Source organism: Streptomyces sp. NPDC024687 (assembly GCF_055559055.1).
Genome location: NZ_JBVHLJ010000011.1, coordinates 39590 through 53652 on the forward strand (window position 1 = coordinate 39590; position 14063 = coordinate 53652).

The window sequence follows — 14063 nt, forward strand, 5'->3', positions numbered from 1 at the left end:
CGGCTGACTGGTCCCGCGGTCGTCACGTTCCGTATGCCAACGATAGCACTCGTGTTGCACTGCGTGGCCGGGGAGCGGAGCGGCGGGCTCGGACATCCCCTACTATGCTAACGTTAGCATTGCTGGATGGGCCGTGCAGCCGTCCATGGCTGCCCAAAGTACGGAGGTGTCCGTGCGGATCGTCAGGTATGCCGTCGGCGGTGTGCGTCACTACGGAGAACTCGAACACGGTGACGTCACCATCGCCCGATTCGAGGGCGATCCCTTTACGGGACTGTCCCTTGCAGGACACGTCGACGAAGTGAGCGACGTCGTCATTCTCGCGCCGGTCGAGAAACCCCGGATCTACGGGTTCGCGTACAACTACGCCTCACACGTCGACGAAACCGACCGTGAGATTCCGGAGGTTCCCGTGTGCTTCATGAAGCCGAGCACGGCGGTGGTGGGGCCGGGGGACGCCATCGTTTATCCGGCGGATGGCGAACTCATCCATTTCGAGGGCGAGTTGGTCGTGGTCATCGGAAAGGAAGCCCGCCATGTCAAGCCCTCCGAGGCTCATGAGTACATCCTCGGCTATACCTGCGGAAATGACGTCAGCGACCGCATCGTGCAGCGCAAGGAAAGCAAATACGGAACGCTGCTGATCGGGAAGGGCCAGGACACCTTCGCTCCCCTCGGGCCGGTCATCGCCACGGAACTCGACCCGTCCGCGCTGTCGTTGACGACCCGTGTGAACGGCCGTGTCATGCAGTCAGCCAGCACGGCCGACCTGCTGCTCCCCGTCGCCGACCTCGTCAGCTACCTCAGCCGCTACCTGACACTGCTGCCCGGAGACGCGATCATGACCGGCACGCCTGCCGGTGTCGGGCCGATCCGTCCCGGAGACGAGGTCGAGATCGAGATCGAGGGCATCGGCGTTCTGCGCAACCCGGTCGTGGCCGAGAGCCGTTGACCGCAAAGGCCCGCGGAGTGACCGCACAAGGGGGCTGCCCACCGCTCGGCGGTGGGCAGCCCCCTTGGTGTGTCAGCGGACCGCGCTGTTGAACTGCGCGGGACGGACGAAGGCCAGGGCGAGGACGCCGACCAGCGGCAGGAGCGTGACCTGCAGGAGTCCGGCCCGGTCCCAGCCGAAGGCGCCCACCAGGGCGGCGAAGAGCAGACCCGAGAACGCCGCCGGTCCGTAGTAGCTGGTGACGAACAGGCCGGAGGCGCGTCCGATCTGCGCCGGACGGACGGCCCGCTGCATCGCACTGTTGCTGTTGGGATAGATGAACCCCAGGCCGAAGGCGCCCATGAGGAAGGCGAACACACACTGCACGCCGACCCCCGCCTGTGTCTCGTAGATGCACACGCTGATGGCGGAGACGGCCAGCAGGCTCAGGATCAGCAGGTTGCGCTGGTTCACGCGGTCGCCGAGCCAGCCGCCGAACAGGGCTGCCATGCCGCCGAAGCCGAGGAAGCTCATCGCCAGCGCGGCCTGCTCGGAGGAGTAGTGCAGGGAGGTGATGAGGTACGTCGGGTAGAGGCCCAGGAATCCGTAGATGGCCACACCGCTGACGACCGAGTGGACGGCCAGCGCGATGGTGTTGCGGTTGTAGGCGGAGGCCGGCATGTACCCGTAGGTGCTGGTCGAGACGGCCTTCTCGGCGGAGTGCTCGGTCAGACCGGCCTTCACGAGGAACAGGGAGGCGGCGGCGATCAGCAGCCCGGCCGTGCCGAACAGGTAGAAGGGCGAGTGCCAGGTGCCGTGCGCGCCGGCGAGTTCGACCCCGATGAGCGGGGCGACGAACACGCCGACGGAGTAGCCCATGCCGATGACACCGAACGCGAGGCCGCGCCGCTGGACGAAGAAGGCACCCATCGCCGCGAAGATCGCCGCGGACTGCATGCCCTCGCCGAAGCCCGACACCACCCGGTACAGGGTCATGTCGGCAAAGCCGGTCGCCAGCGGGGTGGCCATCGTGCCCAGGGAGTAGATGACGATGCTGACCAGCAGGACGGTCTTGCGTCGGAAGCGGTCCAGCAGATACCCCGCGGGCAGGCCGGCCAGGGCCATGCCGAGGGTGAAGTTCGTCGCCAGCAGACCGCCCTGGTCCAGGGAGAACCCGTATTCCGCACGGATGTTGGGCAGCAGCGGCGGGAAGACCTGACGGTCCATCGCGTTGACCATGTAGGAGAGGACCACCAACAGGAAGCCCACGCCGATCATGGCCCGGGAGACGGGGGGCCGGCTGTTTTCCTGTGTGTCCTTGACGGGCGCTGCACTGGTGTCGACTTGCGCTGCGTGAGGCATTGCGGCTCCTGATGAGGAATGGGCCACGGCAGGCCGCGGCGGATCCATCGGCGCACGGGAGGCGTGCGGCGAGGAAAGAAGCGGTGAGCTGAACACGGACTCGAGTCGGTGACGGCGAAATCGGCGCCGTCTGACGGAATGCGGGCGATCGGCCACCGCGCGGTCGGACACCGCATGCGGAATTCAGCCGTATAGCGCCCGTCGGGGACGTCCGTGGCTATGGCGTCTTCGACAACCGGACCTTGTGCGGATACGTGTCGGCCGCACGGCCGGGGTTGGCTGAAACCATGAAGGGAAGTGTGCGGCGCGTCAAGACGTGCGCACCGATTTCCTGGGATTCCACAGCTTTTCCGTGACGAGCGGGCCCGCCGACTTCGGGTGCGGTGCGCGGGTGAGCCGCCGCACGCCGCGTTCTTGACGATTCGCAGACCCACAGTGCTATCGTTAGCACCACGTGGCTGTGCCAAAGTGATTCGACGTGCCCCGGCATCGCGTGACCCAGTTCCGGGGCCTGTGCCGGCGTCTTCCGACCACGAGTCGGAGAGCGCCGGCGACACCTGACCGAGCCCAGCGACACTCTTCCCCCGCGCCCATGGCGGCCGTGGACCATCGGACAAGCCGACGGCCGCCGTCCCGGGTGATGCTCAGACCTGCTGATCGGACGCGACCGGACGTCAAACCCGGCCGTCCACGGCGGCCGTACGATTTCTGCGAGGACGATCTGCCATGACACCACCGAGCCGCCCAGACACCGTGCTGCTCACCGACTACGCCTGGCCCGACGACTCCGTCGAGCGATCCGTCATCGAGAGCGCGGGCCGCACGCTGGTGTCCGGCCCCGCGGAACCCGCCTCCGCCGAGACCATCGCGGAGCTGGTCGCCCAGCACCGGCCCGCCGGCATCCTCACCTGTTGGGCGCCCGTCTCCTCCCTCGCGGTCGAGGCCTCCCCCGATCTTCGGATCGTGGCCAGGCTCGGCGTGGGCCTCGACAACATCGCCGTGGACACCGCCACCGAGCGGGGCGTGTGGGTCACCAACGTGCCGGACTACTGCGTCGACGAGGTCTCCGACCACGCCGTCGGCATGGTGCTCGCCTGGACGCGCGGCCTGGCCGTCTTCGACCGTGAGGTCCGTACGGGTCGCTGGGACCCGGCCGGGGCGCGGTTGCGCCGGTTGTCCACGCTGACCTGCGGCATCGTCGGCTTCGGCCGGATCGGACGCGCCACCGCCCGCAAGCTCGGCGCGTTCGGCTGCCGGATCCTGGCCCACGACCCTCATCTTCCGAAGGACGCCCCCGGAGTCGAACTGGTCGACCTGCAGGAGCTGCTGCGCCGAAGCGACGCGGTGATCCTCCACGTGCCGCTGACACCCGGCACACACCACCTCATCGGCGCCGATCAGCTGGCGCTGATGAAGCCGGGCGGGCTGCTGGTCAACGTCAGCCGCGGCGGCCTGGTGGACACCGACGCGGTCATCAAGGCGCTGGACGGCGGTCAGCTGGACGGAGCCGCCTTCGACGTCCTGGAGAGCGAGCCCCACGTCCCCGCCGGGTTGCTCGACCAGCCCGGTGCGCTGCTCACCCCCCACGTCGCCTTCTCCTCCGACGCCTCGGTCACAGAACTGCGCCGCCGTGCCGCCGAGGAGGTCGTTCGGATCCTCGCGGGCGAGGCCCCGGCACACCCCTGCAACCACCCCGGCGGCCTGCCCGCCGGACCGGGTGGACGGCGATGAGCCCCACCGCAGCGCCGGAGACCCCGGACCCCGCCCTGTCCGATTTCCTGACCGCACACGAGCTCGCGCGCCCCGGCGAAGCCGCGCGGTGGACGCCGCTGGCCGGAGGGGTCTCCTCCGACCTGTGGCGGGTGGACCTGCCGGGGCGCTCTCTGTGCGTCAAGCGGGCCCTGGCCCGGCTGCGGGTCGCGGCCGACTGGCAGGCGCCGGTGTCGCGCAACGCCTACGAATGGGCGTGGATGCGGTTCGCGTCCCTGCACCGGCCGGACAGCGTGCCCGAACTGCTGGCGCACGACCCCGAAGCCGGCCTGTTCGCGATGGCGTACCTGCCCGCCGAGCGCTACCCCATGTGGAAGTCCCAGCTCCTCGCCGGCGAGGTGGAGCCGGCGACAGCGGCGGCCGTCGGAGAGGTGCTCGGTGCCCTGCACGCGGCGAGCGCGGGTGACACGGCCCTCGCCGCCGAGTTCGCCACGGACGCCAACTTCCACGCCCTGCGCATCGAGCCGTACCTTCTGGCCACCGCGGCGGCGCACCCCGGCCTGGCCGACATCCTCCAGGGCCTCGCCGACCGCACGGCCGGTACCCGCCTGGCCCTGGTGCACGGCGACGTCAGCCCCAAGAACATCCTCGTCGGCCCGTCGGGGCCCGTACTGCTGGACGCCGAGTGCGCCTGGTACGGCGACCCGGCCTTCGATCTGGCCTTCTGCGTCAACCATCTGCTCCTCAAGAGCCTCGTCGTGCCCGGCCGTCGCGCCGAACTCCTGCGGTCCGCCCATGCGCTGGCCGGGCAATACCTACGGCAGGTCGACTGGGAACCCCGATCCGCCCTGGAGGCGCGGACCGCCTCCCTGCTGCCGGCACTGCTGCTCGCCCGTGTGGACGGCAAGTCCCCGGTGGAGTACCTCACGGACGACCGGCACCGGCTGTTCGTCCGGACGGTGGCGTCGGCCCTGCTGCGAGCCCCCGCAGCCACGGTGGTCGGTGTGCTGGACGCCTGGGCGACCGCCTCGGACGCTCCGCCCCGGACCGACAGCGGCCGACCCGCGTGACCGAGCGTCCGGTGGATCCGGCAGACCGAAGGAAACAGACCATGCGCAGAGTCGTCACCGGCCACGACGAGAACGGCAAGTCGGTCGTCGTCAGCGACGGGCCCGTCCCGCGCAGCCGGGAGTTCACCAGCCTGCCGGGCTGGGTGTCCCGACTGCCGTGGGCCACCGACCCCGGCGAACCGGTCAGCAGGGCGGGAGAGGACCCCACGCCGAAGGTCACCACCCTTCTTCCGGCACCCGGCGGCACCCGGTTCGTCATCCTGACCTTCCCGCCGGAGGCCGCGTTCACCGACCCGGCGTTCGACCCTGTGGCCTACGACCGGGAGCAGCGGGCGGACTCGCCCGGTATCGCCGAACTCATCGAGCCCGACGGCATGCACGCGACGCCGACCGTGGACTACGGCATCGTGCTCGCGGGCGAGATCGTCCTCGAACTCGACGACGGAAACTGCACCCCGCTCTCGGCAGGCGACATCGTGATCCAGAACGGCACCCGGCACGCCTGGCGCAACCGCAGCGCGCAACCGGTCACGGTGGCGTTCGTCCTCATCGGCGCGGAACCCGAACGCTGAGGGCGGGGCCGGAGGGTGCTGGGCAGGTCCTGGTTCACAGGGTGCCCAGCGATCCGGCCACGGCTAACGCGCGCGGCGCCGACTACTGCAGATTCGATCCGATCGAGTTCGGCCGCCCACTGCTGGGGGAACTTGGACACCATGCAGATTCTCGCGGGAATTCTGGTCGCTCTGTGTGGAGTTGGCATGCTGCTCATAGCCAAGCCGCTGGCCACGTGGGATGCCGACAAGGTGGATGTATGGAGCGGCCTTCGCTATCTGCACGGGGTGAACTACAACCGGGTCAGCTTCCTCCTGGGCGGTCTGGGCGCAGTTTTCGCCGGCGGGTACCTGATCTTCACGGGCTGAATGCCTCGTAGGCCATCCGATGCCCGCCCCATTCACCGATGCGCCCGACCCGGCGGACTCGCAGCTGCTGTCCGCAGGTCCGGTACCCGAGAACCGCCGCGCTGGGTGCTTGGCTCCCGCTCCGCAGTGCGCGCAGTCCATCGTGGTGTGGGCCGGGCGCACCAGTACACGATCCGGCCGTGCCTTCCAGCCACGTCGGTCAGAGCCAGCTCGGTGGCACCGATCGCCACGTCAGCGGCCTTGCTCGTCGTGGTCACGGACTAGGTGCTCAGCCGATTCACGGCTCATGCCCCGGCGCTGCCGGGGTCTTCACAAAGGTCTGGCCTGGAGGGGCCCGATGCGGTCGGAGCCGGCATGGTGGAGGATGGGGCGCATGAGTGAGAACGTCTATTTCCAGGTCTCCGCCAACGGCGAGAACCTCGGCCGCATCGTCTTCCGGCTGTTCGACGAGGTCGTGCCGAAGACCGCCCGGAACTTTCGCGAGCTGGCCACCGGCCAGAACGGCTTCGGCTACAAGGGTTCCCCCTTCCACCGCGTCATCCCCGAGTTCATGTTGCAGGGCGGTGACTTCACCCGCGGCAACGGCACGGGCGGCAAGAGCATCTACGGTGAGAAGTTCGCCGATGAGAACTTCCAGCTCAAGCACGACCGGCCGTTCCTGCTGAGCATGGCCAACGCGGGCCCGAACTCCAACGGTTCGCAGTTCTTCGTGACCACCGTGAGTACCCCGTGGCTCGACGGCAAGCACGTCGTCTTCGGTGAGGTCGTTGAAGGTGAGGACGTCGTCAAGGTGATCGAGGCACTCGGCAGCCGCACCGGCGCCACAGCCAAGACGATCCTCGTAGAGGAAAGCGGCGTCGTCTCCCCCGCCTGACATCCGCTTGCCCTGGGTGCCCGGGGGGAGTGAGCGGCGGGCCGGCAGCGTCGACCTCACCGACGAGACAAGCCTGGCCAACGCCCTCCACCTGGCTGAGCCGGCCTACCAAGCCACCTGAAAACAGCCCCTCCACAGGCTCAAGCCCACACCCGGGCAGGGGCAGAACGACGGAGGGCCCCGGCCGGGCGAGCCGGCCGGGGCCATTCCGCGTCACGCCGCTGCTTTACCTCGTGCCGCAGGGGCGGGAAGACGGGTCAGTGGTGGCGGTCACCGCCGCGGTGGTCACCGCCGTGGCGGTGGTGGCCCCAGGAGGTGTCGTCGATGAAGCGGTCGTGGTCGTTGCGCAGGGTGGCGGTGTCGGAGCGGTTGTCCCACACCTCGTTGTGGCGGTCCATGTAGAGGTCGCTGTCGGTGTCGTGGCCCCTGCCGGTGTGGACGCGGACCGTGGCGCGGCCCTCGAGGCGGTAGTGGTTGAAGGTGTAGGTGTCGCCGTCCTCGTTCTTCAGCGTCCAGCCGTCGAGATTGACGGTGCGACGCGAGGTGTTGGTGACATCCACCCACTCCTTGTTCAGTGAGCGCCGCGAACGGTCGTCCCGGCCGGGCGCGTCGTACTGGACCGCGCTGATCTCCACCTTCGTGCGGTCGGGCCGGGCGTGGTCGGCCGCCGACGCCGGCAGCGCCACCGCCCCCACGACCGCAGCGGCCACCAATGCGGCGGCGGAGAGACGACGGGCGGTCACCGTGGAAGAAGACACAAGGCCCCCAGGCTGTATGTGCACCCGCCTCGTTCCCAGCCCCTGGTAGCGGCGTGGAGGGAACGGGGTGGTGCGGTGTGCGGGTGGCGGCCGGTCGGCCGCACATCCACACCATGGCCGTGCCGTGCAGGTTGTGAACGGATTACGAGCGGTCCGTTACCATTCGCCCATATTTCCGCAACTCTCGCTTGTAACGTCCATTCATGCGGCGTATGCGCGAAGTTGACGCCCTGTCGTGCAGAGACCCCGTACGGGCCTTGGCCGCCCCGCCGCCATCGCCAGGACGCGCCACCCCAGCAGCTGCGAGGCCGTCACCCGAAAGTGCGTAACAGCCCCTCGAACTCTGCGCCGGTGCCGGTGCCTACGAGCGGCTGGTCGCGGGCGGCGTGCTGCTGTGTTGGTCGAAAAGACGATGAGCCGCCGATGACGCCGTCGGCGTGACATCGCCCGGCAACCGCAACCGCATAAGGTCGCGCGGGCCTCTCCCCCTGCACATCCACCCGCTACCGAAGGAGACCGACATGACCATCGCCCTTGAACCCCGCACGCCGCAGGCCTTCGTCGACCCCTACGCCGTCGACCCTGCCCAGACCGTCTGGCCTGCGGCGGCCACCGGGCAGGACAGGGACTGCCTGCTGCCGCCGCCCAACCCCGCCGAGCGCCTGAGCACCCTCATCGATCCCCGCGACCAGCGCCGCCTGGCCCTGCACGCCGCACTGACCGTCGCCGGCATCCCGCCCCGGCCCGAGGACCGCGACGCCATCGACCAGCTCAGCGCCCTGCCCGCCAGCATCAACACCACCCTGCAGCGCTGGCTGCACCACACGTCATGAAGCGGACAGAAACCCGCGCAAGCGCCAGCCTGGCCCTGCACACCGCCCGTCGGCCTCGGTCTCAAGCCTGTGGACCGACGACGGCACCACCCTCACCGTGACCGTCATCGGCTCCTACGACACGAAGTTCCGGTCGGTGGTCGGGGTCCGGCTCGCTCGCGGTGACCAGCCAGGCCACAGCCCCCTGGACGGCGTCACCGCACCCGGTGAAGGCAACTGATGCTCAACGGGAACGCCTCAAACTGCGGCTGCACCGCCGCCGTGTAGCCGGTGGCGCACACGGAGTTGTTGAGGAAGCCGACCCGACCGTTGACCTGGCAGGCCGTGCCGGGCGTTGGCCTGGACGATCGCGGCGGGGCCGCACCGCTGCTGCCGTCGATGCCGGGAATGGGGCTGGAGGACAGACTGTCCTCCTGGAGGTAGATCGGATATCTGTCAGCCGGTCCGCCGGAGCGGAGACATCCGGGGACAGGCCGCTCGGTGGTGGTGGCGACACCGCCCTGGTAAACGACGGGCGCCCAGCACAAGGAGACACCCCCACATCGACAGCCGCGGCGAAGAGCGGCGCAAGGAGGCCTACGCAGCCGCGCTGCCCGCTGCTCCCACACGCGAAGCGAGTTCCCAGGACTGGCCGGGGACTCAGCGCCACCGCCGGGGATCCTCAACGCTCCGCCGGGCAAGGCTCCGACGGCGACGCACCAAGTGACCAGTGGCATTCGACCGTGCCCGAAACGCCTGGTGCCGGTCGAGGGATGCCACGGACCATGAGGGCTCATCAGGAACGACGATTCCGGTCGTGCCCAAGGGAGAGAACGCCATGAAGCCACTGCACTCGCGGAAGTCGTTGAGCATGCGCTGTGCCTCGCTCGCACTCGGACTGGTGGCCGCGTCCGTGTTCACGACGGCGCTGGCCTCGCCGTCGACAGCCGCGCCCGCACAGACAACCCCGTCCGCGCAGACGGCGGACGCCAGGATGGAGCGGGAGATCGCGGGCCTGCTCCGGCACAACGAGGGCGCCGAGCGAGTGGGCAAGGACCGGGTGCGGCTGGAGCCGGGCGTGGAGATGACCGTCCTGCCGTCCACCCGCGCGGCCGCCGGTAGGAGCGACTGCCAGGGCGGTTACGCCTGTGTGTGGCAGTACAGCAACTACACCGGCTACCGCCTGGACTTCTACTACTACGGAACCTACGACCTCGGCAATTACACCGTGTCCGACGGCTCCAACTGGCGGGACAGAGTCAGCTCCTTCTTCAACAACCAGACCGGAGGCGCCTGGATGGTCGGCAAGGACTGGGTCAGCTCGGGCGGCAGCAGCCAACTGGCGTGGATCTTCGGCGGGCAGGGTCCGTATTACGCGGACCAGTTGGGCGAAGCCGACAACCGAGCCGATGTGATCCAGCTGTATCCGTAGCCCAGGGCTGAAGACCCGGCGCGGTACCGGCACGGTGCCGCGCCGCTGTCCGTCGTCGTCGCCTTGGCCACGCCAGGGCAAGGCCGACGGGCTCTCGGTGCTGGGGGTGCCGGGCTGGTGGGGGCAGAGTATCTGGCATTCCGTCGGCACCCCACGGTAGCCGTGCGGCGTCGAAGTCGGGGCATCGCCGGTGCCCCGGTGCGGAAGTGGTGGTTCACGACTGGCGCGGCCTGTGCGAAGGCGGCTCACGGGCAGGGAGCGTGCTCCCAGGGGGCCGCGGCCAAAGCGGCGGTCGCGGCTTCTCGTACGGCCCGTACGGCCGGTCGGTCGCGATACTCGGCCGACCAGCCGAGGGCCGACACCGTCGGGGACAGATCGACAACATCGACGTAGCGCACACCCGGGCGGGGGAAGAGTTCGCGGGCCGCCGCGGGCAGAAAACACATCCCTTGTCCCGTGGCGACTGTGTGGAGCAGTCCCTCCATGTCGGAGACGACGGGGCCGTAGCGCACCCGTCTGCCGTCCGGGCGCGGGTCCACCGCCCAGAAGTCCCACCACACACGCGGCACTTCAGGAGGGACGTCCACGAAGACCCGCTCGCCGAGGTCGCCGAGGGAGAGCTCGGACAGTCGTGTCAGGGGATCGCCGGCGGGCAGGCAGGCGATGCGCGGCTCGGTGGCCAGTTCCAACAGTTCGACGCCGGCGGGCACAGGGGGCCGGAGGAAGGCGACGTCGATGTCGCCGGAGAGCAACCTGACCAGGTGCTCGGCGAAGCTGAGTGTTCGGATCTCCACCGTGAGCGCCGGATGCAGTCTGCGCAGGTGGTCGAGGACCGCGTGGGTGTAGGGCATGGCGGCCTCGGCCCCGACCGTCCCCACCACCACATGCGCGGAGAGCGTGCGGGCCCACTGGCCGGCACGGGCCCGTAGGCGGCCCATGGCCGCCACCGTCGCCCGCGCCTCTTCGGCCAGGGAACGGCCCGCGTCGGTGAGCGTGACACTGCGGCTGTCGCGTAGGAACAGCGACACACCCAGCCGCTTCTCCAGCTCTCGGATCTGTCGGCTGAGCGTCGGTTGGGCTATGTGCAACCGCGCGGCGGCCATGCCGAAGTGCAACTCCTCGGTCAGCGCCAGGAAGAGCCGCAGCTGATGCAGGCTCGGCTCCGCCGTTCCCTCCGGATCAGGCACCGCGCACGTCCTAAGCCTGCGGCCATAGCGACCCCTGCATCGATCGGGCCCATAGTCTCATCGTCCGCGTACCGTTGGACGGATCTTCTCCGTGCCACCCTGGAGAACCGCCGCACCGTCCGGAATGACCACCGGCGCGGTCTCGGGTGGCAATGGCAATCGGGGGAGAAACGATGCTGCGCATTCCCTTCACAGCCGCGGACCTGGCACGCGTTCATCTGGCTCGTGAGCCCGACCCGGTGTGGGAGACCTTGCTGAGCCTGCACCAGCTGAGCGCATCGAGGCGCGGTCTGCCCGTCTTCGCCCAGTGGCGGCGCACCGCGCGGGCCGGACTGGCCGCGAAGGGGCTGGCGGCACCGGCCAGGATGCTTTCCGTTCTGGCCCCGGCTTCGGCAAGTTACTGGCCTGATTTCCTGACGCCCGGCGCCTCGGCCAGCGTCCGGGTGCGGGATGCGACCCTCTGCACCCTGTGCCGCTCACCTCAAAGCTCGCGAGATCCTCTGGCGGGCGGCCTGCGCGATCACGCCTTCCAGTATTGCGGTGCAGTCGCCGCCGTCCCGCCAGGCCCGGAAGCGGCCGACGACCGTAGACCAGAGCGAACTCGCCCGGCGTCTCCCCCCGTTGACTACTGGTACGGAACCGCCGGATCACTCCCACGAACTGCTCCCACAACCGTCCGGGGTACGGGCCGTACTCGCCGAGCTGTCGAGAGCGGCGCGGTCAACTTCCGCTGTCTGTAGGTGAATTGCCTACCTCACGCGAACCCTTGACGCTGAACCGTTTCATTGCTTCTCTCGAAAGGCTGCTTCTGGGAGCGCTCCCACCCCAGCCGAAAGGGACCCCTGTGCAGACCACCCCCCACACCCCCTCCTTACGCCACCACGCCCGAACCCTCGCCGCGCTCGTCACGGCCGCTCTCGTCGCCTGCCTGCTGTCCTGGACGGGGAGCTCCCCCGCCCAGGCCGCGCCGGGTGACGGCTCGGTCTCCGACCCCAACATCGTCTACGTCGGGCGCTGGGACACCAGCGCCGGCACTGCGGCGGTGCTCTCCTGGACCGGCGCCTACCTGCAGACGGCCTTCACCGGCACCACGGTGAAGGTCAAGGCGAGAGACGCGGTCAACCTGTACGCCAGCATCGACGGCGGCCCCGACGTCTTCCACCCGGGCGTGCGCGGCACGGTGAACCTCACTCCCCGACCGTTGCTCGCGGGCACCCACACCCTGCGCATTTCGTACCGCTCCGGCGACACCGTCTTCCTGGGCCTGATGCTGGACCCCGGCGCGCGCACGGTCGCGCCGAACGCCCCGTCCCGGCTCGTCGAGTTCGTCGGCGACTCCATCACCGCCGGCGCGCTCACGGACCGGCTCGCACTGGACTCGTACGCCTGGAAGACCGGCGAGCGACTGGGAGCGCGCCACACCCAGATCGCCCGGTCCGGCTACTGCCTCGTCGCCCAGTCCGGATGCACGGGCCTGAGCACGCAGTTCTTCAAATCGGCGAGCACGGGCGGCCAGAACTGGGACTTCTCCCGCTACCGGGCGGACGCCGTCGTCATCAACCTGGGCACCAACGACATCGGCCACGGCGTGACCGGCGCCGCCTTCCGGTCGGCGTACACCACGTTCCTCGCCGACCTACGGGCCACCTATCCGAACGCGCAGCTCTTCGCCGTGCAGACGCTCAAGAAGCGCTACGTCACCGAGACCAGGGCGGCCGTCACCACTCGCACCGACGCCGGTGACAGCAGGGTGCACTACGTCGACACCACCGGCTGGCTGACCGACGGCACCGACTACGAGGACGGCAACGGGCACCCCAACGAGGCGGGCCACACCAAGTTCGCGAACCGCCTCGCGCCCGTCATCGCCGCCCGGCTCGGCGCCCCCGCGTCCACGCTGGCGGCCGCTCCCGGCCAACCCGGCGACCCGAACATCAAGTTCGTGGGCCGCTGGGACACCAGGACCTCCACCGCCTACACCCCGTACTGGGCCGGCGCCTACTACCGGGTCGGCTTCACCGGCCGGACCGTCCAGCTCAAGCAGCGCGGGACGATCGACTTCTGGGCGAGGATCGACAACGGCCCCGTGAAGTTCTACGACGACGTCAAGGGGACGGTGAACCTGACGCCATCCCCGCTGTCCGCCGGCAACCACACCCTCCAGGTCAACTACCAGGTGGTCGCTGGTTCCTACCGGGGTGACGCGGTCTTCCAGGGGCTGGTCCTCGACGGCGGCGCCACGACGTTCGCCCCGCCGGCGCCCGGCAAGCTGATCGAGTTCGTCGGCGACTCGATCACGGTGGGGACGACGTCGTCGCAGAACGCCCGCACCGCGTACGGCTGGCTGATCGGGGAACGGCTCGGCACCGAGCACACCCAGATCGCCCAGGGCGGCGCCTGTCTGGTCGCCGCGGCGGACGGATGCGTCGGTCTGGAGCGGCAGTTCACCAAGCTCAACCCGAACGCGGCCACGCCCGACTGGGACTTCTCCCGCTACCAGGCGAACGCGGTCGTCATCAATCTCGGCACCAACGACGTGGGCCACGCAGTCAGTTCCGCGCAGTTCCAGACGGCGTACACCAGCCTGCTGCGCAAGGTCCGCGCCGCATACCCACAGGCGTGGATCTTCGCATTGGAGACCTTCCGCGGCCGGTACGTCCCGCAGACCGAGGCGGCGATCAGGGCGGCCGTCGACGGCAGCGACTCCCGGGTCTCCTTCGTCGACACCACCGGCTGGCTGGGTTCGGGCGACCTGACGGACTCGGTCCACCCCAACGACCAGGGGCACCGCGTCATCGCAGACCGGTTGGCACCGGTCATCGCGGCGCGGATCGGTATGTGAGGTGCCTGGACCGGCTCCGCTCCGCACCGCACCGGTGCGCCTCGAACGCCCTGCCGGCACCTGGGTGCCCGAGCCGCTTGGACGGCGGGGCGCCCGGGCGGCGTCCGCTTTCGGGCCGGTCCAAGTCGCCGACGGGCCGCGCCGATTGATGCCTACGGGGCGTCC

At 69.5% G+C, this 14063-nt stretch carries 13 protein-coding genes; 10 read left to right on the forward strand and 3 right to left on the reverse strand.

Features of this window, described 5'->3' with window-relative positions; all coding sequences use genetic code 11:
• Positions 1–166 precede the first annotated feature (166 nt).
• Positions 167–952 (forward strand): fumarylacetoacetate hydrolase family protein, encoded by a 786-nt coding sequence (locus tag ACZ39I_RS34120; protein ID WP_467248790.1) that lies wholly within the window; start codon positions 167–169, stop codon positions 950–952.
• A 72-nt stretch (positions 953–1024) separates the two neighbouring features.
• Here ACZ39I_RS34120 and ACZ39I_RS34125 read toward each other — a convergent pair whose 3' ends face one another.
• The gene (locus ACZ39I_RS34125) at positions 1025–2293 is read right to left on the reverse strand and encodes an MFS transporter (protein ID WP_467248791.1); all 1269 of its coding nucleotides are present in this window, start codon (positions 2291–2293) and stop codon (positions 1025–1027) included.
• Positions 2294–3019: 726 nt separating this feature from the next.
• Here ACZ39I_RS34125 and ACZ39I_RS34130 point away from each other — a divergent pair.
• The 5 genes from ACZ39I_RS34130 (at position 3020) to ACZ39I_RS34150 (ending at position 6867) form a co-directional block, all read left to right on the forward strand.
• The gene (locus ACZ39I_RS34130; protein WP_467248792.1) at positions 3020–4024 is read left to right on the forward strand and encodes a C-terminal binding protein; all 1005 of its coding nucleotides are present in this window, start codon (positions 3020–3022) and stop codon (positions 4022–4024) included.
• The gene (locus ACZ39I_RS34135; protein ID WP_467248793.1) at positions 4021–5073 is read left to right on the forward strand and encodes a phosphotransferase family protein; all 1053 of its coding nucleotides are present in this window, start codon (positions 4021–4023) and stop codon (positions 5071–5073) included. The genes ACZ39I_RS34130 and ACZ39I_RS34135 overlap by 4 nt, the downstream gene beginning before the upstream one ends.
• Positions 5074–5114: 41 nt before the next feature.
• Positions 5115–5645: a cupin domain-containing protein gene (locus tag ACZ39I_RS34140; RefSeq protein ID WP_467248794.1), complete on the forward strand. Its 531-nt coding sequence runs from the start codon at positions 5115–5117 to the stop codon at positions 5643–5645.
• 141 nt (positions 5646–5786) lie between these two features.
• On the forward strand, positions 5787–5993 hold the full coding sequence (locus tag ACZ39I_RS34145) for a hypothetical protein (protein ID WP_467248795.1): 207 nt from the start codon (positions 5787–5789) through the stop codon (positions 5991–5993).
• A gap of 373 nt (positions 5994–6366) precedes the next feature.
• Positions 6367–6867, forward strand: a complete 501-nt coding sequence (locus ACZ39I_RS34150) for a peptidylprolyl isomerase (protein WP_467248796.1) — start codon at positions 6367–6369, stop codon at positions 6865–6867.
• Positions 6868–7124: 257 nt separating this feature from the next.
• On the opposite strand, the gene ACZ39I_RS34155 is transcribed toward ACZ39I_RS34150, so the two are convergent.
• Positions 7125–7610 (reverse strand): lamin tail domain-containing protein, encoded by a 486-nt coding sequence (locus ACZ39I_RS34155; protein WP_467248797.1) that lies wholly within the window; start codon positions 7608–7610, stop codon positions 7125–7127.
• A gap of 536 nt (positions 7611–8146) precedes the next feature.
• Here ACZ39I_RS34155 and ACZ39I_RS34160 point away from each other — a divergent pair.
• The 3 genes from ACZ39I_RS34160 to ACZ39I_RS34170 all read left to right on the forward strand — a co-directional run bounded on the left by ACZ39I_RS34160 (position 8147) and on the right by ACZ39I_RS34170 (position 9869).
• The gene (locus tag ACZ39I_RS34160) at positions 8147–8458 is read left to right on the forward strand and encodes a hypothetical protein (protein WP_467248798.1); all 312 of its coding nucleotides are present in this window, start codon (positions 8147–8149) and stop codon (positions 8456–8458) included.
• A 97-nt stretch (positions 8459–8555) separates the two neighbouring features.
• Positions 8556–8678 (forward strand): hypothetical protein, encoded by a 123-nt coding sequence (locus ACZ39I_RS34165; RefSeq protein ID WP_467248799.1) that lies wholly within the window; start codon positions 8556–8558, stop codon positions 8676–8678.
• Positions 8679–9254: 576 nt separating this feature from the next.
• Positions 9255–9869, forward strand: coding sequence for a peptidase inhibitor family I36 protein (locus tag ACZ39I_RS34170; RefSeq protein ID WP_467248800.1), 615 nt, complete (start codon positions 9255–9257; stop codon positions 9867–9869).
• A 245-nt stretch (positions 9870–10114) separates the two neighbouring features.
• Here the strand turns inward: ACZ39I_RS34170 and ACZ39I_RS34175 are convergent, their stop codons facing one another.
• Positions 10115–11056 carry a LysR family transcriptional regulator gene (locus tag ACZ39I_RS34175; protein ID WP_467248801.1) on the reverse strand — a complete coding sequence of 314 codons (942 nt, stop codon included), beginning with the start codon at positions 11054–11056 and terminating at the stop codon, positions 10115–10117.
• An 844-nt stretch (positions 11057–11900) separates the two neighbouring features.
• On the opposite strand from ACZ39I_RS34175, the gene ACZ39I_RS34180 reads away from it, so the two are divergent.
• Positions 11901–13898 (forward strand): GDSL-type esterase/lipase family protein, encoded by a 1998-nt coding sequence (locus ACZ39I_RS34180; protein ID WP_467248802.1) that lies wholly within the window; start codon positions 11901–11903, stop codon positions 13896–13898.
• The last annotated feature ends 165 nt before the right edge of the window (positions 13899–14063 follow it).